We start from the raw sequence: 25,850 nt of genomic DNA on the forward strand, positions 1-25,850 counted from the left end.
CCGGTTATGGGGTGGCAAGAGCTTGTTGAGAACTGCCGCTTTACGTTCATCGGAATAGCGTGGCATGTGTGCATCCATACCGCCCCCTGTGATGTGGTTTCAGGCAAAACTGCCTACTGGACAACTAGGCTGACACAGGGGGGATATAGTCGTCGACAAAGGAGCTTTCCTTAACTAGGTCATCGTTGCTGAAGTTGGAGCCCATCCAGGGCTGGAGCATCATGGAGGGCGGGATCTTGATGGTGCGATCCACCTTGGGCAGATAGTTCCACATAGCGTCACCGATGCGCAGCGAGCCGATGCCGGCTTCCTTTTTGGGAGCATGGATGCGAATCAGCGCCTTCTCGGGCCGATCCATCCAAGCCTCCAGTTTCAGTTCCCGGGCCCAATATTCGGTTTCGATGCGCATGGTAAACCGACCGTGGTTGCTGTCCGACCACAGCGTGTCTTCCATCCCTTCAATCAATGATTCCGCCGAGGGGGCAGCACCAAGCGCAATACCCGGAAAAACTCCAATAAAAGCGATCACTGATAGGCGTTTCATACACTGCTTCCTTGAGCTGATCATTTGTCCAGAATCATCCCGGATGGTAACTCGAAAACCGATTTTTTCACCACTTCCCGTTTTCCAATTGAAGCCGATAGCTAACACTGTCTGACCTAGCCTAGCGTCTTGCTTTCTGAATAAGCTACCGCATCATCACCTCACAAGCACTGACTGATCGATTATTGACCTCTCGGACACACTCTGTTTGACCCTGCCTTGTTTACGCCGTGTTTCATATCACCATTCAGCTTCAATTAAGCTTGGTAGTGTAGGATTAGGTTTGATGAGGCTTGAGAGATACACGCTTGCTTTTTCGCTTGATATTAGGATTATTTATAGGTTTTGAGCCCGAAGGTAAGCATCGTTGATGCAAAGTGGCAAGCCGTCGGCTGGTGGTGGTTACATTGCTTGAGGAGAGAGACGATGAACGAACTGGGATACTTCATGCTTTGGGCGGGAATCATCTTCCTGATGATGCGTTTTGGCTGCGGTGCTCATGTGATGGGCCACGGACACGGTAAGACCAAGCATGGCAAGGGGCCACCGGAAGGGCAGAGCACCGAGGGGCTGCGTTGGACGCCACCCGCTGACGACGTAGACCCCGTATGTGGCAAGACCGTCAGCACTGAAACGGCCAAGCCAAGCGTCTATGACGGCCATGTCTATTACTTCTGCTCGCGTGACTGCCGGGAACGCTTCGAAGCCGCACCCGAGCAATATCTCACCGGTGATGATGCCAAGCACACAACCGCCCAACCGGAGAACGAACATGTCTGACGTCGAGACTGCTTCGAGCACCAAGCTTAAACTTCGCTATGGTACACCCTTGCCGATTCAAACCGTGCCACGGATCCCGGTGATCGCCTTGGGGATGAGCCTAGGTCTGTTCCTGGCCGTGACCTTCAGCCTATGCGTCGGTTTCGACCTGTTGTTTCCCGGCCAGGCGATGTATGAGAGTTGGTTGCGCCTGCTGCCTGGCTTCACTTGGTTGAGCTGGCCAAGTTTTTTCCTGGGCCTGGCGGAAAGCTTCGGTTATGGCTGGTACGTGGCGCTAATCTTTGGTCCTCTCTACAACTTCTTTGTCACTCGTATCAATCAGCGGAGATGAGCTTGAGGCCATCTCGCCTACATGCCTCAAATGCTGCCAAGCAGATATCGAAGGCGTGTGCGGCGTTATCAATTCTGTCTCAAGACAAGGATAAGTCCTATGGATACTGAAAGCAGCAGTCACGGCCAGGCGGGGCACATGCCCACCAGTGGGCCCGGCATGGCCATATCGGCCTGGCTGACAGGCATCTACTTCTTCATCGAGATGGGTATTGGCCTCTGGACCGGCTCTATCGCGGTGATCTCGGATGCCTTTCATACCTTCTCGGCCGTGGGCGGCGTATTGGTGGCCATCACTGCCGCCCGGCTCGCGCGCCGCCCCGCGAACGAGGCGCGCAGCTTTGGCTGGTACCGTGCCGAAATCGTCGGGGCGCTGGTCAATGGCGGTTTCCTGCTCGGCATGGCGCTCGTCGTGATCGCGATGGGCACGATGAGGCTCACGGATCCCATCGACTTGCCCACGGGGCCAATGCTGTGGGCCGCCGCCGGCGGCTTGTTCACCGAATTCATTTCGCTGGGCTTGATCTGGAAGCAGAGCCGCACCGACCTCAACGTGCGTGGTGCGCTGTGGCATATCATCCAGACCTTCGTGGGTAGCATTCTGATCATCGTGACCGCTCTGGTGATCCGCTATACCGGTTTCCTGCTGATCGACCCGATCCTGGGTATCGCTTTCGGCGTGGTGCTGATCTGGGCGAGTTGGGGCATCCTGCGCGACGCCGCTCATCTGCTAATGGAGGGAACGCCCGCCGAGGTCAGCCTGGCCGAGGTGGCCGAAGCACTGGAGACCCTCGACGGCGTTTCTGATGCGCACCACGTCCATGCCTGGGCGCTGACCAGCGGACGCTACGTGTTCTCAGGCCATCTGCGGATCACCGACGGCGCCGATTCACAGGCGGTGTTGAAGACCGCCTACGGCATGCTGAAAGAGAAATACGGCTTCTTCTTCGCCACCTTGCAGGTGGAAACCGCCTGCCTTGACGAGTCCGGCGCCGAGGCCATCGATATCACGCGTACGGCCGGCGGGAGTTGAGCATGAAAACCTTGCTCCTGCTGGCGTTGATTACGATTTCCGAGGCGACCATCGGCGTGTTCGTCAAGCTCACCGACGGGCTGATTGCCGTTCAGACGCTGACGTTTTATGCGATGGCCTTCGCGGCCGTCTTTCTGTTCATCGCACGCGCTCTGGCGAGCGGCGAATGGCCGCAATTCCCCAAAGGCAATGTGCGGGACACAGCTCTCATCGGCGTATTAATCGCGGCTCAGGGCGGCGCGTTCAACTTCGCCATGACATTGGTGCCGATTGCAAATGCGGTGATCTTCTGGAGCATCGCTCCATTTTTCGTATTCATTTTCTCGGCGGTGTTTTTGGGTGAGAAGGCGCGCAAGAGTTACATCCTTATCTTCGCCATTGCCCTGATCGGCATTGCCATTGCCAATCCACTTGGCGGTGGCAATATGCTGGGCAATTTCGTGGCTCTTGCCACCGGTGCGATCTATGCCGCGATGGTGACCTATATGCGCCATGAGGGTAAGACCGAGACGGGTAACGATATTGCCTGGTCACTGCTGATCGCCGCGCTAGTGCTCTCGCCCGCGCTTCTGCTCGCCGGTCCCGGGGCCGTCGCAACCCTGATCCCCTACTCGGCACTCGGCATGAGTCTGCCCGTCATGCTCTGGGCCCTGGGCCTGGGTGTGATCTCCACGGGCTTCGCTTACTTCGGTATCTCCATTGTGTTGAAGACCATCAACGCCAATGTCTATGCCCTCACCGATATCATCGTCTCGCCCATTGTGGCCTCGACACTGGGCTATCTGATCTTTGCCGAAGTGCCAGGAAAAGGGATGCTTTATGGCGGTGCGATGCTGCTCGGTGCCGGGTTCTGGCTATCATGGGAAATGTCAAAAGCGGAAAATAATCGTGCCGTTCATCCTTGTCAGGGCGCATGAAATCGATAACGTTGGTATGTCCTCGTGCGCCAACCGCCCAAGCCGGCCGTCCATGGTGAAGGAAATACACCTGTCTGTTCGTCGCCGGGCGGACGTTATCTCTTTCATATCTGGCCGATGGTGCTGATCGCGACCACCGCTCTCTAGGCTAAGGCCTGCCTGTTCAGGCTACGCACCACCTAGACACGATCTGGCTATGGCACCTCAAGCGCGTGTTCAAGATCGCCATCGAAGCCTATGGAAAAGCGCTAGATTTACGGTGCCTTGGCGTCCTCCAGGTAGCGGAAGAAGTCCGAATCGGCGCTCAGCATGATGGTACTGTTTTGCCCCAACGCACGGTAGCTTTCCAACGTGCGGAAGAACGAGTAAAACTCGGGATCGGCACCAAAGGCCTTGCCGTAGATGCCGGTGGCCTCAGCATCGGCGTTGCCGCGAATTTCCTCGGCTTTGCGAGCGGCTTCGGAGCGAATGCGCTGAAGATCGCGCTGCATATTGCCCAGGATTTCCTGGCTGCGGCCCATGCCTTCGGAGCGGAATCGCTCGGCGATCGACTGGCGCTCAGCGATCATCCGGCTTTCGACCTGCTTGCGTACTGAGTTGATATAGTTGACCCGCTTGATGCGCACATCGTCGAGCTCAATACCTAGCCGCGGCATGGAATCCTGGGCGCGGGCAAGAATTTCCTGCTCCAGCCGCTCGCGTCCCAGCTTGGGCTGCTTCTCCAGATTCACGTCGGCGCGCTCGGCCAGTGCGGGATCGTCAAGTTCATCGACATCCACGGCCCAGTCCTTGGAGCGCACGATTTCCTCAAGCTCGGTTGACGAGACCATGTCGCGAACCACCGAGTCAACGATGTCGTCAAGCCGAGTGCGTGCGCCGGCCTCGTCGCGCACGCTGGTCAAAAATAGCAGCGGATCAGTGATCCGCCAGCGCGCCGTGGTATCGACCAGGATGAACTCGCGGCCAAGCGTGGGAATCTGCGTAACGTCGCCGTCCCAGACCAGCAGGCGCTTGTCGAAGTAACGGACCTGCTGCCAGGGCAACTTAATTTTTAGCCCGGGCTCACTGACCACGCTACCGATAGGTTCACCGAACTGGACGATGATGGCCTGCTCGGCCTCGTCAACGGTATAGAACACGAAGTTTCCGATTGCGATCAGCACGACCGCAACAATTGCCAAGAGTATCGGTTTCATTCGTCATCTCCAGCATTGCGGGCGCGGCGGTTGACATCGAGTAGCGGCAGCGGGCTCACCTGGCCGTCCTGGACGACCAGCACCTGGCCAATGTTGGGCAGTATCTCGTTGATGGTTTCCAGGTACAACCGAGAGCGGGTCACCTCGGGGGCCTGCAGGTACTCGGCGAGCACCGCGGAGAAGCGCGCGCTTTCGCCCAGCGCCCGATTGACGCGCTCGGTGGCATAGCCCTCGGCCTCGGCGACGGTGCGCAGGGCCGCGCCCTCGGCGTTGGGAATTTCCTGGTTGACGCGCTTCTGTGCCTCGTTGATCGTGCGTTCGCGCTCCTGGCGGGCTTCGTTGACCTCGTTGAATGCCGGCTGCACGGCCGGTGGCGGCACCACATCCTGCATTTCCACGGTATTGATCCGGATGCCGGCGTTGTAACCGTCCATGATCTCCTGAATCTCGCCGCCCGCCTTCTGCTGGATTTCGACGCGCCCGACCGTGAGCACTTCGGAGCCGAGCATGTTGCCGACAATGCGGCGCATCACGGATTCGGAGATATCGCGCAGCGTGCGCGTCGACTCGCGCATTTCGTACAGGAACTCGATCGGGTCTTCGATACGGTACTGGACCACCCATTCGACGTCGATCATGTTGAGGTCGCCAGTAAGCATCAGCGACTCGTCTTCGAATTGCTGACTGCTGTAGGTGGTGCTATCGCCGTCGCGAGTGCCCTGAGTGCGGAAACCGAATTCCTGCTTGAGCACCCGCTCGGTGGCCACGTGCTGCACCTGATCGATGCCGAACGGGATCTTGAAGTGCAGGCCCGGGTCGGTGATACCGACGACCGCGCCGAAACGCTTGACCACGGCCCGTTCCTCGGGCTGGACGGTATAAAACGCGCTGAACGCGCCCCAGATCACCAGCACCAGTATGGCGATCCCAATGACGCCCTTTGGCGCCCCGCCGCTGCCGAGCTTGGTGAACAACTCGGTCAGGTCCGGCGGGCCTTGCCGGCCGCGACCGTTTGAATCTACGGATTGAATCATGCCGTACTCCATTAAAATCGATCACATCAGTCTAACGGTTTCCGCCTGGCCGGGACAGGCGGCATTCAGTGCGATGGATTTCAAAACCATCTCGCGCGAAGACGCCAGGATGCTCCCAGGTTAGTCCGTTGGCCGTCGATCCGGTGCACTGCGGCTGAGCAGGGTGGCGAATGGCCGCAACGCGGGGATATGGTCAAAAACAATCACGATCGTGGCGGTGAGCAACACCCCGATCAGCATGCCAGCCAGGCCCCAGATCCAGCCCCAGAAAACAATGGAAACAAGCACTACCAGTGGTGAAATGGCCAGACTACGGCCTGTCAGGCGGGGATCGACGATATTGCCCAGCAATTGCTGGATGACGATCAACCCGGAGATCGCCACCAGTGCCCACGCAGATCCAAACTGCAGCAAGGCGATGACTGCCGCCGGAACCACGGCGATGGTGGAGCCGATATAAGGAATATAGTTGAGCAGAAAAATAACGATCCCCCACAACAGTGCGAAATCCACCCCGAGCAGCCACAGCCACAGGCCGCTGATCGCTCCGGTGATCGCGCCGATCAGGGTTTTGACTACGAGAAACCGGCGCACCTGCTCGGACGCGGTGGCAATCGTTGCCAGGATGGTCTGCATGCGGGTTTCACTGAGGCCGGCGGTCATTGTTTTCCGCCATTCACCGGCCTCGATCAGCATCAGCAGCACCAGAAAGAACACCAGCAGCAACATGGCCATCAATAGCCACAAATAGCCAAATCCTGATGTCATCAAACCCAGCGCCGGCCCATACAGATTGCGAAGTGGCTCGGTGAGGATGTCGGCGTGCATCGCGTGGCGCTCGGCGAGCGCTTGTAACTGCGCCCAGAGTTGCTGAGCGGCGGCGGCATAAGTCGGCGCTTTGGCCAGTATCATGCTCAGACTGAACCACACGCTCGCCACCAGCACACCAAGCACGGCAAGCAAAACGCTCATGCACGCCACAATGCTCAGCCAGCGCAACGGCCGCGGTAACCAAGCATCAAGCCGGCCCTGCAGCGGCCGTAGGATGAGCGTGACGAAAAACGCCAGCGTCAGTGGCATGGTGACCACATAAGTCGCCTTGAGCGCCCATCCCACCAAAATAACCGTGATCACTGTCAACAGAATGACTATGGTCTGACGTCCGGGATCTACGCTGGCAGCAGTATTACGCATGCGCCCCCCCAATCTATCACGTTGCTTATCGGCAGCTCGCCTATAACCGGCGACACCAGTCCCGCGATTATGTCAGTCCTGCCCGGAGCTTGCTTCGAATTTCCGCCGCCCCACCTCGGGTGTCACCACGAAGGCTTCGAGCGACACGCAGATCTTGTGATCATTTGAGCGTTTTAGCCTTAACCCGCTGGTACGGCGAAAACCATCACAAAGCCGAGAACAAGTGCAATAACCACGAAATAGAGACGTTCACGACGATTGCGGCAAACGGATAGTGCGACCAAGCATTGCAACAGATAGTAAAAAGCGAAGGCACGGGATGCCAGTGCAATAATCTCAAAGGTCGAGCCCGACCAAGCCAGCGCCATGGCGGCCACACCTACCAGTAAGTAGCCCCAACGCAGCTTGATACGTTGCCGACTGCCCTCCTTCATATTGGCGGCAGCCGCAACGGTATCTGCGACAGCGGCGGAGAACTGCGAAAGGCTGGCCGCCACGATCAAAGGCACTGGCATAAGTAATGAAGCCGTTGCTGCCAGAATAATGAGGCTGTTGTCGCCGTAATCTCCATTCAGAGCTGGCACAATGGGTTGTGCCAGCGCAACGAACAGCACATACACACTCAGTGAGAAGTATTGCGACCAACGCGAAGCGCGAATGCGGGTAGGCGCGTCATAACTTTCACCCAGGTAACGAGTTGTTTCGAAACCCTGCACGATAATCAATGTCCCCGCCACAATCGTTGCAATTTCCCATGCTGAGCGATCTGGCATGACAGGTAAGACAAACTTACCCTGTGCCAAAAACTGATTAACATCAAAAATCGCGAATGCGATGAGCAGTGCGATAAGTATTATCAGAGTCACATAAAGTGCCCAACGCTCAAGTCTTTCCAGCGGGTCCAAACCACCTAGTACCCCGACAATGGTGATTGCGCCGATGATCACCGTAGTCAGCAGACTTTTATTGAACACGGTATCCATTTCGAAATAGGCAAGAACAAAGGCCGAGAGGATATGAACATACAGACATACCGAGACCACATAGGCGGCAACAAGCGCAATACCGGATAACCTCTCGAGTAAACTAGTGTATCGTTTGCTGCCCTTGCTCAGCACTGACTCAGCACAAAGGATATTGTGGCGGACTATACTGCCAACCAGAAAAGCGATAACCGCTACCACCACCATAGTCGGCAGTGCGAAAGGCCCCACCGCACTTGCCAGAACGGGCACGACGACCAGGAAGCCACTGCCAAAAATTGACGCCAGCGGCGTAGTCATCGCTGGTACGATTTTTCTGGTCGTGGAGCTATTTTCTAGCTGGCAGGTTGGTTGATTCGATTTTTGGTTTAACGGCATAAGTTTGATTATATACTCGTCACCTGGAATGTTCGGGTCTTCAGGAAACACGCTTTTCCTGATTTGGAACTATGACAATCACAATCAGCCCCACAACAGTGATCGCAATGCCTGTGATTTCCACTGCACTGAATGTCTCATCGAAAAACAGGGCCCCAATAAGTAAACCAAAGACCGGTGTCAGAAATGTAAACGGGTTAAGCTTGTTTAAAGGTGCTCTGGCCAGAAGCTCATACCAGAGCACAACCATTAACGCGGTTGCCGGAACCGCAAGCACGAAAACAACCCCGGCGAATGACCATGTCCAGTCAACCTCAAAGCCTTCACCCGCCAATAAAGAGGCAACAAGCAGAAATGCTGCCCCTAGGATGAGCTGAATTCCCATCGGCCAGTACACATCCCCATCACCTGCCTGAAGCTTTAAAAGAACGTTACCGATTGCCGTTCCAACAGCGCCAAAAAGCACATATAGTACGCCTTCAAAACGATCCGTTCCAAAGTCAAAACTGGGTAAAGCAAGTACAACGACTCCGATAAAACCAACGAACAACCCCAAATACAATCGGACGGTCATTACTTCCTTAAGAATGAAAACCGATAGTATGGCGGCGAAGAGCGGTTGCGCATTCGCCAATACGGTTGCGACGCCGGGCCCTACATTACCCGCCCCGAGAAACATGCCGCCGAGGCCCATGCCCGTGTAACTGAAACCAATCAACGCAAGCATAGCCAGACGTCGGAATGAATAACGGGGTTTGCGCCCCATTTTTAGTCCTATAATAATTAAACATGCACCCGCCAAGAATGCTCGCAGAGACGCGAACAACAAGGGAGGCGCGTCCGGCAACCCGACAGTGATGAACGGAAAGCAGATGGCCCAGAGAAGCGCGACAATCACCATTCCAACGATGACTTGTGGCGAAAGTGATTTGGTTGTCATTACGTTACTTGTCACTTTTGTCAGATTGTCGTCCATGGTTACCGTGTCCCCCATGCATAAATTTATGGAGCAGAGGGCAGGCAAGAAGTATCAGCCAAGGCAGCGCGCCAAGCAGGTGACTTTTGTGGTCACTCCAGAGCAAGACCAGCGCAACCCCGACAAAAACTGCCAAAGTGATTTTATAACGTCGATCCATCATTGATCTCTCTTGAAGACTCGGCGACAGCGTAAGAAAACAGCATTAGTTAGCCTCAAGCGATATCTGATGGCCTATGCCTTCCAACGGAATCTCATCAATTATATCGAGGGATTCCGGGTCGAGCACCCATAGCTTGCCCTCTGCACGACTGGTCACCAATAGCTGGCCATCATGGGGCGATACAGCCAAGTGATAGGGTGCCGGAGCCAGTGGCGCGCTGCGACGAGCTCCGCTGGCGAGCTCAATACGAACGATCCGGTTGCTGCCTTTGCTGGTTGCGAAAAGTATCTGGCCGTCGTTGCTCAAACCAACCCCGTGGGGTTCTCCCCCGATTTCGTAGGTTGCCGCCACGGCGCCGCTCGAAAGCTCAACGACACTCACCTGACCAGATGCAACATCATTCACATAAAGCCGTTCATTGTCGGGAGCGAGCACCATATGTTCCGGGCCACCACCAACCCGCAAGTTGCGCTTGACGAACCAGTGCGTGGTGTCCACTTCGCTGATTGTGCCATTGCCACTATTGCTGACCAGTAGAGATTGCCCGTCGTCCGTTTCCACCACGTAATTGGGAGCCGGTCCCGTTGCCACGCTTTTAACCAGCTTTCCGGAATCCAGATCGACAATGCTGATACCGCCGCCCATGGGATGAGTGGATACGGCATAGCGACCGTCCGATGTCACCAGAACATGGTGTACCGGCCCCGGCACCTCCAATGTGCGAGCAATCGCATTGGTGGCAGTGTCCACCACATAGAGTAGCCCGGTATTCGATTCTTCCGATGCAGCAGCAGCCCCACCACCATGGTGAGCGGCGTGCTCGTCTTCGGTCACGCCTTCGGGGCGGCTGACGGGCTCCTCGCTTTCATGAGCAGTCAGGCTGCCTGCCACCAGGTACTGCCCGTCCGGGGTCAATGCCGAGCCATGGGTATTCACGGTTCCGGTCATTGAAGACGTCACCTGACGACTTTCCAGATCAATAACGCCCACGGAATCGGCCATTCCCATGGGAATAAACGCCCGGGTCGTGTCTGCGGCTGCCATCAGCGGCAAACTCATCGCAGCGCTGATTGTCAGTCCGGCAAGCCAACGTTTGCAAAACCGATGTTTCATCGCGTCACCTATCTAGTATGAGGGGTTCAGTACAGTTTTCGATCCGGCTGACAAGGGGGTCGCCCGTGCGTGGTCATTACCTAGCAGTCCAACACACGAAGCTGAAATAGACCTGAAAACAGTTGCCAAACATATACTTGTTTGACGAGAATCAAGGCCGAAACTACAGTCCAAACAACTTACTTACGCTATGGGCTCCAAATGCAAAACGTAACCCAGGAAAACCAACGAACAGGCAATGCCCACGCAGACCGGCTTAACCAGCAGTGCTACTGCGTCACCCTTGACCGCAAAGCTCTCACCGAGAGCCTCCGGACTCAATTTGTAGGCGCTGAAAGCGATCTATCAGCGGTTCCTGAACTTCACCATCTTTTTTCAAACACCCCGGTTTTCGTTCCCCGCGCTGATATCGTGACGATGGAGCGAATCGTTCAGGCGATCGAATCAGTTGCCGAGCTTCCGCCTTATCAGGAACGCGTCCTATCTTGGGCCCCGGAAATTGCACGCTTCAATCCTGGCCCCATAGGGGCTTTCATGGGTTACGATTTTCACTTGGGCCCAGATGGCCCTCAGTTAATCGAGATCAATACCAATGCCGGCGGCGCGTTTTTGAACACGGTGCTGGCTCGGGCTCAACATCGATGCTGTGACCCATCTCAACAGACCGCAGAAACCAAGCAGGCGCTGGATGGATTTGAGGACGCGGTGTTAGATATGTTTCAACGGGAGTGGCAAAAGCAGCGCACTGACTCGATGCCCAGCTGCCTGGCCATAGTGGATGATGCCCCTGAGAGCCAGTTCATGTTCCCCGAATTCCAGCTGGCCCAACAGCTACTCCAGGCCAGGGGCATCGATACCTTGATACTCGACCCGTCGGAGCTTGAATATGTCGGTGATGCCTTGACCGCAAGAGGCAAACCCATCGATATGGTGTACAACCGACTGGTGGACTTCGCACTGGACACCCCGACTCATGAGGCGCTAAGGCGCGCATATCTCGACGGCACAGTGGTAGTAACACCCAACCCGCGTGTGCATGCGCTCATGGCCGACAAACGAAACCTGATCCTACTGTCCGATCCCCAAACCCTTCGCGACTGGGGGTTGAATGAAACTGAAGCCGGATATCTGGCGAGCGCCGTACCCAAGACCCGCTTGGTTGCAGAATGCGACGCGGCAGAACTGTGGAATGCCCGTCGTGAGCTGTTCTTCAAGCCGGTTGCCGGCCATGGCAGTAAAGGCGTCTATCGGGGCAAAAAATTGACCCGGCGCGTTTTCGAAAACATTCTTAAAGGCGACTATATCGCACAGAACTTCGTTCCTGCTGGGGAGCGAAACATGAAAATTGACGGTATCGTCACCACCAGAAAGGTCGACATTCGCCTCTACACCTACGCGGGGAAACGTTTGCTCGCCGCAGCCCGTGTATACCAGGGCCAGACCACCAACTTTCGCACGCCTGGAGGTGGCTTTGCGCCCGTGTTTCAGCTGTGATAACCGACCTCTTGCACATCACGTCAGGTGATTGAACTATTAAAAAAGGTTGCCTACACTTTTTACCGTGAACCCTGAGTTCCCCGCAATCGAAGCGCGCGACGGCCGCGATCTGATTTTTCACCTGATGACTGAGCCATCGTTCCGCGTAGGCTTCGGCGGCAAATGGCCCTGCAACTGAAGGAGGCTTTATGTCTAGCGATACTCAAATGAAGAAGGCCGCTCTGTATCGGATGGTTATGCCTGGACATACCTGCCCTTTCGGCCTGAAATCCAAAGACCTGCTGGAGCGTGAAGGCTTCGAGGTTGAGGACCACTACCTGGAGACCCGCGAAAATACGGACGCCTTCATGCGCGAGCATGACGTCAAGACTACGCCACAGACTTTCATTGACGATGAGCGGATCGGTGGCTATGACGACCTTCAGGTCTATTTCGGCAAAAAAGACCCAGACACCGACAACACAACGTATCAGCCGATTATCGCGTTGTTCTCGATCGCGGCACTGCTTGCGCTTGCTTTTTCCTGGGTTGCACTACCATCGATGTTTGTATGGCAGACGCTGGGTTGGTTCATCTCGATTTCCATGGTTCTGCTGGGCCTACAAAAGTTGAAAGATATCGAGAGTTTCTCGACTATGTTCCTGAATTACGATCTGCTGGCAAAGCGCTGGGTGCGCTATGGCTATGCCTATCCGTTCGTCGAGACGGGCGCGGGCCTTCTTATGACGGCGACGATCATGCCGTGGCTGTCGATCCCCGGCGCGCTTTTTATCGGCACGGTGGGCGCGGTGTCGGTCATCAAAGCCGTCTACATCGACAAGCGCGAGCTGAAGTGCGCCTGTGTCGGTGGCGACAGCAACGTTCCGCTGGGCTTCGTGTCCCTGACCGAAAACCTTATGATGGTCGGCATGGCGGTGGTGATGACCATCGTGACCTTCACCTAGCGCCCCTTCGACTAGGGCGCGCCCACCCGCCCGCGCCCACCCGCCCGCGGGCAACCGATGGCCTTGGCGATTGCGCTGGCGGCGATCGTGGTCGCCGTCTGCATTACATTACAGCCCGCTTCGAAACCAACCACCCAAGAAACATCCATCTTGTGGAATAGGCTGAAAACATAGGCAAGACCACCCACTGGGCGAGAGGCAGTATTCCGGTGCCGGTCACAGCAAGTTCGGGCATCCGTTCATTGTAACTCCATCGTTGTCCGTCTCCCGTCGCCCAATACTCAAAAATAATCGTCACGATCAGTCCGACATGGAGATAAACCGACAGAGTCGAGCGGCTCCAGGATTTTGCCACCCAGAACCAGTCCCTAGATAAACATGCCGCCATTGTGTAAGCGCCAAAAGCTATATTCGCATCTCCGAGAGTCGCACGTGTGCAAAGCCAGACTACATCCCAGTGACGCGCTTCGCGTCATACCAAAGAAAAACGGTACTTGTGCCATTTCCCAAAAAAAATGCAGAAAGAAGCTTACGCTCCAGACCATTAGAACGGGCGCGGCTGCGGCCCCTGGCCGGCGGGAAATATTTAGAACGACCACTGGACCTCCAGTAGCGCTAGACCACCAACTTTCGTAAACCTGGCGGTGGCTTCGCGCCGGTGCTTCAGGTGTGAATAATTACCTCACACCGATTTCTTCCCGCACAACGCGAAACCACGATTTACAGACTAGCCTGGCGAGGCATCAGATTTTCTCACGTCGTAAACGTAAGGCGTTCATTACCACAGAGAGGGAGGACGCACTCATTGCAAAAGCGGCAAAAATCGGGCCGATGAGAATGCCGGTAAAGGGGTAGAGAATGCCTGCAGCAATGGGAACACCCGCACCGTTGTATACCAGCGCAAAAAACAGGTTTTGTTTGATATTGCGCATCGTTGCAACCGAAAGTTTTCGGGCGCGGACAATCCCGTCCAGATTCCCCTTCACCAGCGTAAACCCGGCGCTTTCAATAGCGACGTCTGCACCTGTGCCCATCGCAATGCCCACATCCGCCTGAGCAAGAGCAGGCGCATCGTTCACACCGTCTCCCGCCATGGCTACTTTTTTCCCCTGACTTTGAAGTTCGCTGATAATCCTGGCTTTGTCTTCTGGCAGAACATCCGCCCGGATCTCATCGATGCCTAACTTCGCGGCAACAGCCTTAGCAGTTCGCTCGTTATCACCGGTTGCCATAATAATTCGGAAACCCAGTTCATGAAGTGCCCGCAGCGCCGCCGGAGTCGTTTCTTTAACCGGGTCAGCTACGCTGACGAGGCCGGCTACCGCACCATCCAATACGACGAACATCACTGTTTCACCTTCGTCTCGTCGGGTGTTGGCAACCTCAACCAGATGGCCACCATCCAGCCCCAGCTCCTCCAGCATCTTGGCATTTCCCAGTGCCACCGGCTTGCCGTCAACCACACCTTTGACGCCCTTCCCTGTTACGGCCTCAAAATCATCAGCCTTACCGAGGGCGACATTACGCGCTTCGGCACCGGCTACAATCGCTTCCGCCAGAGGATGCTCAGAGCCCTTCTCCAGCGTGCCCGCCAGCCGCAAAACCTCTGTTTCATCATGGCCTGACTCTGGCAACACCGCTACGAGTTTGGGCTTTCCTTCCGTCAAGGTGCCGGTTTTGTCGACAATCAATGTATCAACCTTGGCGAAGCGCTCCAAGGCTTCCGCGTTCTTTATAAGCACACCCAATTGTGCTCCACGACCAGTCGCGGTCATGATAGACATGGGGGTTGCAAGCCCCAAAGCGCACGGGCAGGCAATAATCAACACGGCAACCGCTGACACCAACGCATAGGACAGCGCCGGCGCTGGACCCCAGATCGCCCAGGCGATAAAAGACAGCACCGCTATCCCAATAACGGCCGGTACAAATTTGCCGGCCACCATGTCAGCGAACTTTTGGATTGGAGCACGGCTGCGCTGGGCATTGGCGACCATCTCAACAATCTGGCTCAGCGTGGTATCCGTCCCTACGCGGGTTGCTTCCATTACTAGGCTGCCGGTTCCATTGATCGTGGCTCCGGTGACCTTGTCACCGCCCACCTTTTCTACCGGCACTGGTTCACCGGATATCATGGATTCATCAATGGACGACCGGCCTTCAACAACCACGCCGTCTACCGGCACTTTATCACCAGGGCGTACACGCAAGTGGTCACCAACTTTTACATCTTCCAGGGGAACTTCTGCTTCGGTGCCGTCTGGCCTGATCAGTCGTGCCGTTTTGGCGGCCATATCGAGCAGCGCACGGATGGCCTTACCCGTGCCTTCGCGCGCACGAAGTTCCATCAACTGGCCAAGCAGAACCAGCGTCACGATAACGGCAGCCGCTTCAAAGTAGACCCCGACATGACCACCTGCTCCGCGGAATCCGTCCGGAAATATATCCGGCACCAGCACCGCAACAATACTGAAAATATAGGCGGCACCTACACCCATAGCAATCAAACTGAACATGTTCAGGTTCATGGTGCGAAACGAATTATAGCCACGGGTAAAGAACGGCCAGCCTGACCACAGAATCACCGGTGTCGCCAGTACCAGCTCAATCCACTGTGACGTGCGTTCACCAAAAAAGTCGCGAATTGCCATGATGCCCACGAACGGGGCCATGGTCAGAATCAGCAGTGGTATAGAGAAGGCCAACGCAACCCAGAAGCGACGGGTGAAATCTATAAGTTCCGGGTTGGGGCTCTCATCCCCCACCGCGGCAGATTCAACCTCCAACCCCATTCCACAGAGCGGGCAGGCCCCGGGTTTGACCTGACGGACCTGAGGATGCATGGGGCAGGTGTATACCGTTCCCTCATAACCGGTGGGTACCTTGTTGTACTTTGGATCATCGTCTGATGCTTTCGTATCGCTACCAGAATGGTGATGGCTTGCGTCACCTCCAGACTGATGATGACACGCATGATCAGAGTGCGCCTTGCCACCACCGTCTTCTCGTGGGACAAGATGCATCCCGCACTTCGGGCAATCCCCGGGCTTATCCGAGACCACTTCGGGGTGCATCGGACAGGTGTATTTTATGGCAGCCGCACTGGGCACTGACGCCCCGGAACTGGCTGTGCTATTTTTTGAAGACATAATTCGCCCATCCTTTTAGTTATCATCTTCAATCCAGAAGATCAGATTTAAAACTTTTCGCCCAAGACAACCAGGTCACTCCCTATCGTTATCACGGCTGTCCCGCGAAGCAGACGCGAGTCTGCGCCACTGTCCCCAGCGAGGAATGAACATCGGTACCTGCTGTTGATAGACTCGGTATTCTTCACCAAACTGCTTCAGTACCTGTTGCTCCTCGCGTCGAGCCAACCATGTGTAAACAAGAACAATGACTGGAAACAGGCCGATCGAGAACAGCGTTGGCCAATGCACCACGCCTTCGCCGAACAGAGCAATAAACAGTCCCGTGTACTGCGGATGCCGTACATACGCATACAGCCCGTCTGTCACCAGACGATTTTCCCCGCGAGCCTTGTGAACCTGACGCCATCCCTGAATAAAAAGCCCTATCCCCGTAAAGGCAAGCGCATAACCAAGCAACATTGAGATCAACATGCCGGTTTCGCCAAGCCCTACCAGGGTCGACCATAAGCTGGCGCTTATATACTCGCTGTCCAGACCGAAAAAGCGCACCAACAAATAGATGGTGAGCGGAAACCCGTACATTTCGGCATAAAGCGCAATGATAAAGGCCTGTACCACCCCGGCGCCGGCCCATTCCCGCCAGTTCTTCGGAGCGAAATAACGATAGAAGAACCAGGACACCAATACGATAACGATCAGTGTGATGCCCCAGGCTCCAGCGTGATTGAATGATTCATTCATGATTTGATTTACCTGTATTGCAGTCGAGGCTGCCCAGCCGCGACACGATGGCCTGGCTGACCGATTGAGGATCACTGCAGTTGGCCATCAGCAGGCCTGTGGTATCAAGCGTTCCTCCATGGTTGGCGTAACCGAAAGCCAGTGTGCGATCCCGCCCCAGATCGAGAGGCCGACAAACCCCCAGCAGGGTTTCCGGACGCATATGGCACACGAATACCCGCAGCTTTATGTCGCTGGGGAATAGCGCCCCTCTGATGTGGCTGGATGACTGATGTTCTGCCTCCACCACATCCCGAGGGTCGCGGAAACGCCCCGGTTCCAGCAGACAGACAACCCCGCATGAAATACCCTGCTGGCTGAGACCGTCGGCCACCGCCTCACAAACCTGCCGTTGATAGGCACCCACGGCGACTAACTGCACGTCATCACCTTCGCTAAGCGCAACAGCTCCGTCTCTTACCAACTGCTCGGCCTGATGGCTATTCAGTGCAGCCGGTAACCGGCTTTTGGGAATCGTCATGGCCCAGACCTGACCTTGCGTTTGGTAGCAAGCATTCAGGCATGCCATCGCACTGTTGCTGTCCGGCGGATAGACAACGCGGGCAATGTCATTCATTTCCCCCATTAATACGTCACCAAAGGCTGGATCCTGGTGAGACTGCTCGTTTTTTCCATTTTCCCAGAGGTGCGACGTGGCAATAACCGGAACCGAGAGCCAACGAGCTGGTCGGCCCAGGCGTTTCTGGTGTCGGGCAAAAATGATTTCCTGGCGCAAGGCTCCGACCATTTTCATGGCAAACGCCTCATAGGAAACCACCAGATTCAGGCCACCCTTGTTGCCCAGCGCTGCACTGACCACCGCCTCTTCGTTGAGCGCGGTGATCACCGAACCGTGCAGGGATTCGGCCTGCCCGGATTCCGGCGCCAGGGCACGGTGCTTCAGTAAGTCGAGAGTCTTGTTCATCTGGTTGCTGCGCAATTCATCCGGGTTCCCCAGCCGTACACGCAAAGCCGGGTTGGCTGTCACAAGAACCACAAACAGCTGATCGACGGCCGCCATAGGTGAGCTGTGCTCCCCCACTTGCAACCATTGGGGCTCTGGTACCGTTTGCAGTGAGACTTCGCGACGACTCAACGGGTGGTCTTTTTCCGCCGGTCGATGGTCTGCTTTGTGGGTTGACAGGGCGTCCTTTGCACGGTGCACCTCGGTTTCAGGCACAAAGAGACGGGCCACGGAATCGTTAAAATAGGTGCGTGAGGCTTCATCGAATTTCGGTATGGCCGGTAATGGGGTGCCGTGGGCTGCATTGGAGCCCGCCCCATAAAAACCGTAGCCCTTTATGGTTTCTGCAATCAGGTAAGGCAGCCGTACCGGATACTCCATGGTGCCGGCACGCACTTGGTCACTACACGCCTGCAATCTCGATTCTGCCTCGAAAATTCCCCATATAAAGGCTGCGGGGTCGCGTCCGTCAATAACGATAGGGTGGAACCCATTCAACTTCAGGTGCTGCCGAAACCAGTCAGTGCCGCCCTGCAAAAAGATGGTCGAGCGTTGATCAATGCGGCGTCCATTGGCGATCATTACTGGTGTCACCAAGCCGCAGTCCTCGGCGCGCCACCAGCGACTGGCCCAGTCACTCCCCCGCTGTTCCTCAAAAGCGCCATCACTCAGAAACGCCACCAGTCGCTCCCCCGGCAATGGCATATGGGTGTATTGCAGTTCCGCAAACCCCAGGTAACCCCCTTCGATCAGTCCGCCAGCCGTGTAAGGGTTTACGTGACTACCGAGCGGCGCTTCGGGGGTGCCATCGGGGTTGATCGCATAGCTGTAAAAATCACTGACCAATCGCGTCAAACCGTCTTCGTCGAAGGAATAACGTGCCTCCTGCTCCGGATGAAGGTTCTGGAGTAGCGTATTTACACTGTCTATCGCTGCTACACAGTGGCCCTGCCCCATCAGCCAACTGCGGGTGATCCCCGCCAGCGAGTTGGCAGCGGTGTAACCAATATAGGCGGGCACCATGTTTAACGAACCGCCAGTATGACCCTGAGGGTTTTCCTTGAAGTCGTTCGCCGCCAACGGCTGACCGGACAGGTCCACTTTGTTGGCGTAGGTCATGTTGGCCACCAGCCACATGGCTGCATTGGTCAGGGTGTCCGCTGCGTCGAAAATCGCCAATGCGTCGTCGAGCGTGTTGTAGCGCCCGGTACAAATCAGTTCCTGACACAAATCGAACACCCGCACCTGGGTCAAATCCGTGTGCTCGACAACGCCGCGACCTTGTGCCCAACTGGCAAACTTGGGGTAGCGCTTGCGGTATTGTGCTGCGCGCTGCTGGACTCTGTGTGAGTCCTCAATAGAACTGAAATCCATGGTCACTCCTTGATAGCCATCAGAACATTAATGGTTTCTTATTTACCCTTGATTTTTAGACCCGCACTATGGATTGGTAACCCGCCACCTCCACATCAAAGCGGGTGTTCTGTCGCAAATGATCCCTCATGGCTTCCAGCGCCTCCGGATCGCCATGAATCAGTTGAATGGGCGTTTCGGCTGCCAGATCACTCTGAGCCAGCCACTGCTCCATCTCAACAAAGTCGGCGTGCCCGGAAAGCCCGTCAAGCACCTCAATTCTCGCCTTAACGGGAACCCATTTGCCGTGAATTTTTACCGTCTCGGCGCCCGCCACCATTTTTGCACCCCGGGTTCCGCCGGCTTGATAGCCCGCAAAAAGCACCGTTGTCTTGGATTTACTCAGAAGCCGCTTGAAATGGTGGAGAATTCGCCCGCCGGTTGCCATGCCGCTACCCGCAATAATGATGTGCGGATAAATCTGGTCAGCCAGTGCCTTGGAGTCGCTTACACTGCGGCTGTAGTGCACGGTTCCACACATATTGTGGCATTGATCAATGCTCAGCTTGTGTTGATCCTCGTAACGGCAATAGATCTCTGACACATTGATTGCCATCGGGCTGTCGAGATAGATCGGCAGTGTCGGAATGCGCCCTTCCCGCATCAGGGTTGTCAACATATGTTGCAGAACCTGAGCTCTGCCGACCGCAAATGAGGGAATCAGTATATTCCCACCCTTGTCGACGGTTGTGTTAATAACCTCCGCCAGTTGCGAGAAAGGGTCTGTGCTGTCATGACGCCGATTGCCATAGGTAGACTCGAGCATCAACATATCCAGTGCCGGCAGGGGCTTGGGCGGCTTCATGAAGACATCATCAAGACGCCCCACGTCGCCGGAAAAACCTACCCGTTTGCCGTCCGCTTCAATGATGACGCTCGCCGCCCCCAAAATGTGTCCGACAGGCCATAAATGAAAACGAATATCTCCGACTCTCACGTCCTCCTCAAAGGCTACGGACTTAAACAGCGCCATGCAGGCTTCTGCATCCGCCTGGTCATACAACGGCTCCGGACGCTCGTGCTTGCTCAGTTTATGCCGGCCAAGGTACCGGGCCTCCTCTTCCTGGAGGTGCCCGCTATCCGACAGCAAAATGTCACATAACTCACGGGTGGCATGGTGGGTAAAAACTGGCCCTCGGAAACCGTGCTTGTATAACACCGGGATATATCCCGAGTGATCCAGGTGCGCGTGCGTCAGAATCACAGCATCCAGAGAGTCGATGTCGAGCGGTAAAGGCTGTCGGTTACGCTTTCTCAACCACTTATATCCTTGGAAAAGGCCGCAATCGACCAACACGCGCGCCTTAGTGGTTTCAACTAGGAATTTGGATCCCGTAACAGTTTCGGTTCCACCCAGGAATGTGATCTTCATCGGTGTGCACCCTCCGCTTGATTGAGAAAATCCCTGATCGGTGATGTCAGCAACGCACTGACGTCTATTTCATTGGTAATGTGTGGAATGGTATTTGTGGTGACCAGAGCCTCCAGGCCTGTACCGAGAAGATACTTATCCGAAGCCTCCGCAAAAATGCCATGCACCGCGGCACAAACAATGGTGTCGGCGCCCTGCGCCTTAAGCGCCTTGACGCATTCACCAATAGTCCGCCCACTCGAAATAACATCATCAATGATGACGGTCTTCCACCCACGATATCGGGAGATATCTGGTAACGTGACCTCGACCCGCCGATCGCCCAGACGTTGTTTGGCACCAATGACGTAGGGGTGGCCACTCGCCTGAGCGATACTGGAGACCCATTGCTCGCTCTCCGCATCCGGACCTACCAGCAAAATGTTGTCCTGTCCCTGTAGCCAACCTGCCAGCGCAGGCGCTCCCTGCACAACTTTTGTCGGTATACGATAGATCTCATCCAGCGACTGGTACCGATGCAGGTGGGGATCAACGGTAACCAGCCAGTCGATGTGGGAAGATAGCGACCTCGCAAACAGCCTGGATGTAACAGCTTCACCGTCGACGAAACGGCGGTCCTGGCGCATATAACAGAGGTAGGGAGCGACCAGGCCAACCGATTTTGCCCCGAGCTCTCGAAGCGTTTCAAACAAAAATACATGGGCCAGATATTTGCTATCCGGGCGAGACAAGTCCGTCAGTACGATACAGTGCGCACCATTCACCGGTGTGGTGATGCGTATATAGGATTCGCCATCGGGAAATCGGCGCAACTCAAGCTGGCCCGGCTCCAGGCCCAGTTGGTCGCACAGTTTTTTCTGCAACGGATGGGGTTCCAGAGTAAAAAGTAAGGTTTTTTCCGCCTTGGCCACAGTTAACTCTCCGCTTCAATGGTGAAAATGTGAGGCTCGCTGGCGCGATACGCCAGTGCATAATCTTGCTCACCAGTGGTATCGCTGAGCAGTTCGTAAAGCGGTTCACCAACCTTGACGGTATCGCCCACATTGGCAAGTAGCCGCAACCCGGCCGTGGGGTTAGCGGGCGCTCCCGCCAGTTTGGCGAGCCGGGCCAGTCGGCGATTGTCAATGGAGACAACACGCCCGGACGACGACGCCAGCTCCTTATGCCTGAACCTGGCGTTACCGAGACTCTTGAGGCCTCCCTGGGCCTTCACAATCCGCGTGAACTGAGCGAACGCCTCACCGTTCGCAAGTAACGTTTCGGCCCACGCCTTGCCTGCCTCCAAGCCTGCGTTATCTGCCATATCGAAAACATGGGCTGCCAACAACACAGCTCTGGCTCTCAGATCTTCCGGGGCCATGGGGTCAGCATTCAGGACAGCCATTACGTCCCTGGCCTCCTCCACTGGCCCGATGCCAGCCCCGACGGGCCGGCTCCCATCGGTAACCACACAGCGAACCTGCAGACCGCAGGCGTCACCGACTTCAGTGAACAGGGATACCAGCCGTTCTGCCTCTGCATGACTGCGAACCTTCGCAGTGTCGCCGACCGGAATATCGATAACGACGTGGGTGGAGCCGGCCGCTATTTTCTTCGACAACACTGAGGCAACTAACTGCCCCTCGCCATCAATATCCAGGGCCCGCTCAATTCGAATCAGCAAGTCATCCGCAGGGCTGAGGTTGATTGCCCCACCCCAGGCCAGGCAGGCGCCGGTCTTGTTCACCACCCGCCGGATATCGGCCAGCGGAAGATCAACGGTGGTCAGAGCTTCCATCGTGTCTGCTGTGCCCGCCGGGGAGGTAATCGCGCGGGAGGAAGTTTTTGGCATAACCAGACCAGCCGCGCTAACGATAGAAACTACCAATGGCGTTGTCCGGTTACCCGGCAGTCCCCCAATGCAATGTTTGTCGAAAACACGATCAACCCCCTTCCAGCTCAGGCGCTCACCGCAATTCACCATTGCCCGGGTCAGGCCTATAATCTCACTGGTATTCAGCCGACCGCCGGCGCAGCTACTCAAAAAGCAGGCGATTTCAACATCGCTGTACCTGTGATCTGAAATATCAGCCACAATACTGGCAAGCTCTTCATTGTCGAGGGTGTGCCCGAATACTTTTCGCCTCACCAGGCTCAACGAGTCTATGTAGGGCGCATGATGGACAAACAAGTCATCGCCAGGCGCCACGCCCAGCCTTGCCATTGCGATAGTGGACAGACCGACATGGCCCTCGGGAACAATGTCACCGTAGACGATGTTCAACGACGCAATAATCGATTGCTGACTCGAGGAAACGCCAATCCTTGAGCTGGCGCCAAAGCCCTCGGATCGACACACCTGGCAATCCTGGCGCATGTAAACGACTGGCTCCTGATGGGTATCAATACCCATCAGATAGGCTGTTAACTGATTTGAAGACTCCATAATCCCTCGATCACAATGGTCAGACACAGCTGCTGCGTAACGGAATAATCAGAGATCGTCCATCCGGCCGATCTGACGAGCCAGGCGCTTGGATTCGTTTAGCTCCATCGCCAACAGTGACTCCATCAACTCTTTTACCTTTGGGATTTCGGCTTTCTCGACCAGTGTTTGATAGAGATCAGTAATCTGCTTATGAAAGTCGAATATCTCCCGGCAGATACCGTTGAAATCAAGTTTTGCATAGGGCTCATCACAGGTTCGGTGGGTTTTAATGGGGTGATGAGACAGATAGTCATAAACCCTCGTTTCCAAAGCGCTGGTGTCTGCCTGACGTTCAAACTCTTCCACAATACGTTCAATTTCAGATTCGCGGGTTGCCAGATAGTCCAGAAGCGCCCGGGCCCGTTCTTCTTCATTCCGTGTCGAACAGTGGGAAAGGCAGCGTGCCAGGTGTGCGTGCAGATCACGTGTCCAGGCAATCAGTTCCTTGTATGTTTTAATATCCATTCCGGTTTACCTTCCTTACTTTTGACATGTGTTTGACTTTCACGCTATGAATTCAAGTCGCGCTACCAAGTACCAGTAAACCCTGAGCAGCTGAAATCAACCTGAAAACGGGGAGCGGAACAGTGAATTCATTGACTCCAACCCTGGTGATTTGATGTAAATCAAATTAAAGTCAAATCACCTTAGGGAAAGTGCTAAGCAGCCTTTTGATCCAATATCTTAGTGCCCGCCAACCCCTCGAGAATTGCAATTGCATCCTCCAATCGGCCAATGCCACTGATGCCTCCGGAATCCGCAAAATCACTGGCAGCTGTCACCTTTGGGCCCATGGAGCCGGCGGGTACATCCAGCAGCCTTGCCTGGTCTGGCGTGATGTTGCGAACCGGAGCGGCGCCTGGTGTACCAAAATCGCGATAAACGGCGTCTACGTCGGTCAGCAATAGCAGCGCGTCTGCCCCTAACTCGCGCGCAAGCAGAGCACTGGCGGCATCCTTGTCGATGACGGCTTCAACACCGGTCATGCTGCCGTCGTTGCGGCGCAGCACTGGAATGCCGCCGCCTCCGGTACAGATAACAACCACCCCCTGATCCAACAGTAACTTCAGCACCCGCATGTCCGGTATTTCCTTGGGTGCGGGCGAGGGCACTACTCTGCGCCACTTATCGCCATCGGCGGCTATGTGCCAGCCGGCCGCTGCGGCCCGGGATTCGGCTTCCGCTTTATCGTAAACCGGGCCAATAAATTTGGTCGGATTGGCGAAGGCCGGGTCGTCCCGGTCGACAACCACCTGTGTGAGCAGAGTCGCGACGGGGCGGTCATGGCCGAGAGCATTCTCCATTTCCTGCTCGATCATATAGCCAATCATGCCGCCGGTTTCGGCACCTAACACATCCAGAGGGTAGGCCTCCTCAGGCTTGTAGGCAGCACCCTGCAATGCCAACAAACCTACTTGCGGGCCGTTGCCGTGGGTAATCACCAACTGATGCCCAGCGCGCACCAGCTCCGCCAGCGATTTCGCGGCGGTTCGAACGTTGGTGCGTTGGGCTTCAGCCGTGAGTGGTTCGCCACGTTTCAACAGGGCGTTGCCGCCCAGAGCTGCAACAATCAGCATACTGTGCATCCTTTATCAGCAATTTGAGCCAGAATCAGGCCCCGAGTGTAGCCACCAGAACCGCCTTGATGGTGTGCATACGGTTTTCTGCCTGATCGAAAACAATCGATGCAGGGCTTTCGAAAACCTCGTCGGTTACTTCCATGGCAGTGATTCCGAACTCTGCCTCTATCTCTTTGCCAACGACCGTGTCGGTGTTGTGAAACGCCGGCAGGCAATGCATGAAACGGGCCCGGGGGTTGCCGGTCTTTTCCATCACAGCCGCGTTCACCTGGTAAGGCATTAACAGTTTGATCCGATCGCCCCACTTTTCTTTCGGCTCGCCCATGGATACCCAAACGTCGGTGTAGATAAAATCTACCCCGGCGACCGCGGCATCCAAGTCTTCGGTAATGGTTATGCGGGCACCGGTTTCCTGGGCAATGGCCTGGGCTTCATCCTGTATCGACTGTTCTGGCCAGCAGACTTTTGGCGCACACAGGCGCACATCCATGCCCATTTTTGCGCCGCCGATCAGCAAGCTGTCGCCCATGTTGTTGGCGGCGTCGCCAAGAAACGCATAAGCCACTTTATGCAGTGGCTTTTCAACGTGTTCCTGCATGGTTAAAAAATCGGCAAGAATCTGAGTGGGGTGGAACTCGTCGGTCAGGCCGTTAAACACGGGCACACCGGCATGCTTTGCCAGCTCCTCAACAATTTTCTGGCCAAAGCCCCGGTACTCGATGCCGTCATAAACACGGCCTAACACCCGGGCGGTATCTTTTACCGATTCCTTGTGACCAATGTGGGTACCTGTGGGCCCAAGATAGGTCACTCGGGCACCTTGGTCGTAAGCGGCCACTTCGAAACCTACTCGTGTTCGGGTGGAGTTTTTTTCAAAGATCAACGCGAGCTCCTTGCCAGTAAGCTGCGGAACTTCGGTGCCAGCGTACTTCGCCGCTTTCAAATCTTTGGACAATTTCAGCAGAAAACCGATCTCTTGCGGGGAGAAATCCCGCAAGGTCAGGAAGTGACGATTCTTCAAATTAAAAGCCATGGTCTTT

General features: G+C 55.7%; 23 protein-coding genes. 6 read left to right on the forward strand and 17 right to left on the reverse strand.

Going from position 1 to position 25,850, the window contains the following annotated elements; translation table 11 throughout:
- Positions 1 to 124: 124 nt before the first annotated feature.
- The gene (locus ENI00_RS15520) at positions 125 to 544 is read right to left on the reverse strand and encodes an outer membrane lipoprotein-sorting protein (RefSeq protein WP_304104356.1); all 420 of its coding nucleotides are present in this window, start codon (positions 542 to 544) and stop codon (positions 125 to 127) included.
- A gap of 426 nt (positions 545 to 970) precedes the next feature.
- Here ENI00_RS15520 and ENI00_RS15525 point away from each other — a divergent pair, with 426 nt between their 5' ends.
- The 4 genes from ENI00_RS15525 to ENI00_RS15540 all read left to right on the forward strand — a co-directional run bounded on the left by ENI00_RS15525 (position 971) and on the right by ENI00_RS15540 (position 3,604).
- The gene (locus ENI00_RS15525) at positions 971 to 1,324 is read left to right on the forward strand and encodes a YHS domain-containing protein (protein ID WP_304104358.1); all 354 of its coding nucleotides are present in this window, start codon (positions 971 to 973) and stop codon (positions 1,322 to 1,324) included.
- On the forward strand, positions 1,317 to 1,655 hold the full coding sequence (locus ENI00_RS15530) for a DUF5676 family membrane protein (RefSeq protein WP_304104360.1): 339 nt from the start codon (positions 1,317 to 1,319) through the stop codon (positions 1,653 to 1,655). Before ENI00_RS15525 ends, ENI00_RS15530 begins: the two co-directional genes overlap by 8 nt.
- A gap of 99 nt (positions 1,656 to 1,754) precedes the next feature.
- Positions 1,755 to 2,687 (forward strand): cation diffusion facilitator family transporter, encoded by a 933-nt coding sequence (locus ENI00_RS15535; protein ID WP_304104362.1) that lies wholly within the window; start codon positions 1,755 to 1,757, stop codon positions 2,685 to 2,687.
- Positions 2,688 to 2,689: 2 nt separating this feature from the next.
- Entirely contained in the window at positions 2,690 to 3,604 is a 915-nt protein-coding gene (locus ENI00_RS15540) for a DMT family transporter (protein ID WP_304104364.1), read from the forward strand.
- A gap of 254 nt (positions 3,605 to 3,858) precedes the next feature.
- Here the strand turns inward: ENI00_RS15540 and hflC are convergent, their stop codons facing one another.
- From hflC to ENI00_RS15575, 7 genes are all read right to left on the reverse strand, one after another.
- Positions 3,859 to 4,800 carry a protease modulator HflC gene (gene hflC, locus ENI00_RS15545; RefSeq protein ID WP_304104366.1) on the reverse strand — a complete coding sequence of 314 codons (942 nt, stop codon included), beginning with the start codon at positions 4,798 to 4,800 and terminating at the stop codon, positions 3,859 to 3,861.
- Positions 4,797 to 5,834, reverse strand: coding sequence for an FtsH protease activity modulator HflK (hflK, locus tag ENI00_RS15550; protein WP_304104368.1), 1,038 nt, complete (start codon positions 5,832 to 5,834; stop codon positions 4,797 to 4,799). The genes hflC and hflK overlap by 4 nt, the downstream gene beginning before the upstream one ends.
- Positions 5,835 to 5,954: 120 nt before the next feature.
- Positions 5,955 to 7,028 carry an AI-2E family transporter gene (locus ENI00_RS15555; RefSeq protein WP_304104370.1) on the reverse strand — a complete coding sequence of 358 codons (1,074 nt, stop codon included), beginning with the start codon at positions 7,026 to 7,028 and terminating at the stop codon, positions 5,955 to 5,957.
- Positions 7,029 to 7,207: 179 nt separating this feature from the next.
- Positions 7,208 to 8,440, reverse strand: a complete 1,233-nt coding sequence (locus ENI00_RS15560) for a hypothetical protein (RefSeq protein WP_304104372.1) — start codon at positions 8,438 to 8,440, stop codon at positions 7,208 to 7,210.
- The gene (locus ENI00_RS15565; protein WP_304104374.1) at positions 8,430 to 9,365 is read right to left on the reverse strand and encodes a DMT family transporter; all 936 of its coding nucleotides are present in this window, start codon (positions 9,363 to 9,365) and stop codon (positions 8,430 to 8,432) included. Before ENI00_RS15565 ends, ENI00_RS15560 begins: the two co-directional genes overlap by 11 nt.
- Complete coding sequence (locus ENI00_RS15570) at positions 9,334 to 9,528, reverse strand: DUF2933 domain-containing protein (protein WP_349740433.1); 195 nt, start codon at positions 9,526 to 9,528, stop codon at positions 9,334 to 9,336. The genes ENI00_RS15565 and ENI00_RS15570 overlap by 32 nt, the downstream gene beginning before the upstream one ends.
- A gap of 42 nt (positions 9,529 to 9,570) precedes the next feature.
- On the reverse strand, positions 9,571 to 10,641 hold the full coding sequence (locus ENI00_RS15575; protein WP_304104376.1) for a YncE family protein: 1,071 nt from the start codon (positions 10,639 to 10,641) through the stop codon (positions 9,571 to 9,573).
- A gap of 201 nt (positions 10,642 to 10,842) precedes the next feature.
- On the opposite strand from ENI00_RS15575, the gene ENI00_RS15580 reads away from it, so the two are divergent.
- Positions 10,843 to 12,135, forward strand: coding sequence for a hypothetical protein (locus ENI00_RS15580; protein ID WP_304104378.1), 1,293 nt, complete (start codon positions 10,843 to 10,845; stop codon positions 12,133 to 12,135).
- 191 nt (positions 12,136 to 12,326) lie between these two features.
- Positions 12,327 to 13,082 carry a glutaredoxin family protein gene (locus tag ENI00_RS15585; RefSeq protein ID WP_304104379.1) on the forward strand — a complete coding sequence of 252 codons (756 nt, stop codon included), beginning with the start codon at positions 12,327 to 12,329 and terminating at the stop codon, positions 13,080 to 13,082.
- A gap of 743 nt (positions 13,083 to 13,825) precedes the next feature.
- Here the strand turns inward: ENI00_RS15585 and ENI00_RS15590 are convergent.
- From ENI00_RS15590 to argF, 9 genes are all read right to left on the reverse strand, one after another.
- Positions 13,826 to 16,231, reverse strand: coding sequence for a copper-transporting P-type ATPase (locus tag ENI00_RS15590; protein WP_304104381.1), 2,406 nt, complete (start codon positions 16,229 to 16,231; stop codon positions 13,826 to 13,828).
- Positions 16,232 to 16,306: 75 nt separating this feature from the next.
- A complete protein-coding gene (locus ENI00_RS15595) occupies positions 16,307 to 16,975 on the reverse strand; it encodes a methyltransferase family protein (protein ID WP_304104383.1) in 669 nt (222 codons plus the stop codon).
- Positions 16,968 to 19,352, reverse strand: coding sequence for a xylulose 5-phosphate 3-epimerase (locus tag ENI00_RS15600; protein ID WP_304104385.1), 2,385 nt, complete (start codon positions 19,350 to 19,352; stop codon positions 16,968 to 16,970). Before ENI00_RS15600 ends, ENI00_RS15595 begins: the two co-directional genes overlap by 8 nt.
- Positions 19,353 to 19,407: 55 nt before the next feature.
- Positions 19,408 to 20,763 carry an MBL fold metallo-hydrolase gene (locus ENI00_RS15605; RefSeq protein ID WP_304104387.1) on the reverse strand — a complete coding sequence of 452 codons (1,356 nt, stop codon included), beginning with the start codon at positions 20,761 to 20,763 and terminating at the stop codon, positions 19,408 to 19,410.
- The gene (locus ENI00_RS15610; RefSeq protein WP_304104389.1) at positions 20,760 to 21,674 is read right to left on the reverse strand and encodes a ribose-phosphate diphosphokinase; all 915 of its coding nucleotides are present in this window, start codon (positions 21,672 to 21,674) and stop codon (positions 20,760 to 20,762) included. The genes ENI00_RS15605 and ENI00_RS15610 overlap by 4 nt, the downstream gene beginning before the upstream one ends.
- Positions 21,675 to 21,676: 2 nt before the next feature.
- On the reverse strand, positions 21,677 to 23,188 hold the full coding sequence (locus ENI00_RS15615; protein WP_304104391.1) for a thymidine phosphorylase family protein: 1,512 nt from the start codon (positions 23,186 to 23,188) through the stop codon (positions 21,677 to 21,679).
- 48 nt (positions 23,189 to 23,236) lie between these two features.
- Complete coding sequence (locus ENI00_RS15620) at positions 23,237 to 23,695, reverse strand: ATPase (protein ID WP_304104393.1); 459 nt, start codon at positions 23,693 to 23,695, stop codon at positions 23,237 to 23,239.
- A 194-nt stretch (positions 23,696 to 23,889) separates the two neighbouring features.
- Positions 23,890 to 24,807, reverse strand: coding sequence for a carbamate kinase (arcC, locus tag ENI00_RS15625; protein WP_304104394.1), 918 nt, complete (start codon positions 24,805 to 24,807; stop codon positions 23,890 to 23,892).
- Positions 24,808 to 24,841: 34 nt separating this feature from the next.
- The gene (argF, locus tag ENI00_RS15630; RefSeq protein ID WP_304104396.1) at positions 24,842 to 25,843 is read right to left on the reverse strand and encodes an ornithine carbamoyltransferase; all 1,002 of its coding nucleotides are present in this window, start codon (positions 25,841 to 25,843) and stop codon (positions 24,842 to 24,844) included.
- Positions 25,844 to 25,850 lie beyond the last annotated feature (7 nt).

This window comes from Marinobacter antarcticus, assembly GCF_011049865.1.
Classification (GTDB): Bacteria; Pseudomonadota; Gammaproteobacteria; order Pseudomonadales; family Oleiphilaceae; genus Marinobacter; species Marinobacter antarcticus_A.

What these genes read in the sequence shown, in the direction of transcription:
- ENI00_RS15565 (WP_304104374.1), bottom strand. Translation starts at nt 9,365, where the DNA reads ATGGACGACAATCTGACAAAAGTGACAAGTAACGTAATGACAACCAAA.
- ENI00_RS15585 (WP_304104379.1), top strand. Translation starts at nt 12,327, where the DNA reads ATGTCTAGCGATACTCAAATGAAGAAGGCCGCTCTGTATCGGATGGTT.
- ENI00_RS15525 (WP_304104358.1), top strand. Translation starts at nt 971, where the DNA reads ATGAACGAACTGGGATACTTCATGCTTTGGGCGGGAATCATCTTCCTG.
- ENI00_RS15600 (WP_304104385.1), bottom strand. Translation starts at nt 19,352, where the DNA reads ATGGATTTCAGTTCTATTGAGGACTCACACAGAGTCCAGCAGCGCGCA.
- ENI00_RS15540 (WP_304104364.1), top strand. Translation starts at nt 2,690, where the DNA reads ATGAAAACCTTGCTCCTGCTGGCGTTGATTACGATTTCCGAGGCGACC.
- ENI00_RS15535 (WP_304104362.1), top strand. Translation starts at nt 1,755, where the DNA reads ATGGATACTGAAAGCAGCAGTCACGGCCAGGCGGGGCACATGCCCACC.
- ENI00_RS15530 (WP_304104360.1), top strand. Translation starts at nt 1,317, where the DNA reads ATGTCTGACGTCGAGACTGCTTCGAGCACCAAGCTTAAACTTCGCTAT.
- ENI00_RS15570 (WP_349740433.1), bottom strand. Translation starts at nt 9,528, where the DNA reads ATGATGGATCGACGTTATAAAATCACTTTGGCAGTTTTTGTCGGGGTT.
- hflK (WP_304104368.1), bottom strand. Translation starts at nt 5,834, where the DNA reads ATGATTCAATCCGTAGATTCAAACGGTCGCGGCCGGCAAGGCCCGCCG.
- ENI00_RS15520 (WP_304104356.1), bottom strand. Translation starts at nt 544, where the DNA reads ATGAAACGCCTATCAGTGATCGCTTTTATTGGAGTTTTTCCGGGTATT.
- ENI00_RS15615 (WP_304104391.1), bottom strand. Translation starts at nt 23,188, where the DNA reads ATGGAGTCTTCAAATCAGTTAACAGCCTATCTGATGGGTATTGATACC.
- ENI00_RS15555 (WP_304104370.1), bottom strand. Translation starts at nt 7,028, where the DNA reads ATGCGTAATACTGCTGCCAGCGTAGATCCCGGACGTCAGACCATAGTC.
- hflC (WP_304104366.1), bottom strand. Translation starts at nt 4,800, where the DNA reads ATGAAACCGATACTCTTGGCAATTGTTGCGGTCGTGCTGATCGCAATC.
- ENI00_RS15605 (WP_304104387.1), bottom strand. Translation starts at nt 20,763, where the DNA reads ATGAAGATCACATTCCTGGGTGGAACCGAAACTGTTACGGGATCCAAA.
- argF (WP_304104396.1), bottom strand. Translation starts at nt 25,843, where the DNA reads ATGGCTTTTAATTTGAAGAATCGTCACTTCCTGACCTTGCGGGATTTC.
- ENI00_RS15580 (WP_304104378.1), top strand. Translation starts at nt 10,843, where the DNA reads ATGCAAAACGTAACCCAGGAAAACCAACGAACAGGCAATGCCCACGCA.
- ENI00_RS15595 (WP_304104383.1), bottom strand. Translation starts at nt 16,975, where the DNA reads ATGAATGAATCATTCAATCACGCTGGAGCCTGGGGCATCACACTGATC.
- arcC (WP_304104394.1), bottom strand. Translation starts at nt 24,807, where the DNA reads ATGCTGATTGTTGCAGCTCTGGGCGGCAACGCCCTGTTGAAACGTGGC.
- ENI00_RS15620 (WP_304104393.1), bottom strand. Translation starts at nt 23,695, where the DNA reads ATGGATATTAAAACATACAAGGAACTGATTGCCTGGACACGTGATCTG.
- ENI00_RS15590 (WP_304104381.1), bottom strand. Translation starts at nt 16,231, where the DNA reads ATGTCTTCAAAAAATAGCACAGCCAGTTCCGGGGCGTCAGTGCCCAGT.
- ENI00_RS15575 (WP_304104376.1), bottom strand. Translation starts at nt 10,641, where the DNA reads ATGAAACATCGGTTTTGCAAACGTTGGCTTGCCGGACTGACAATCAGC.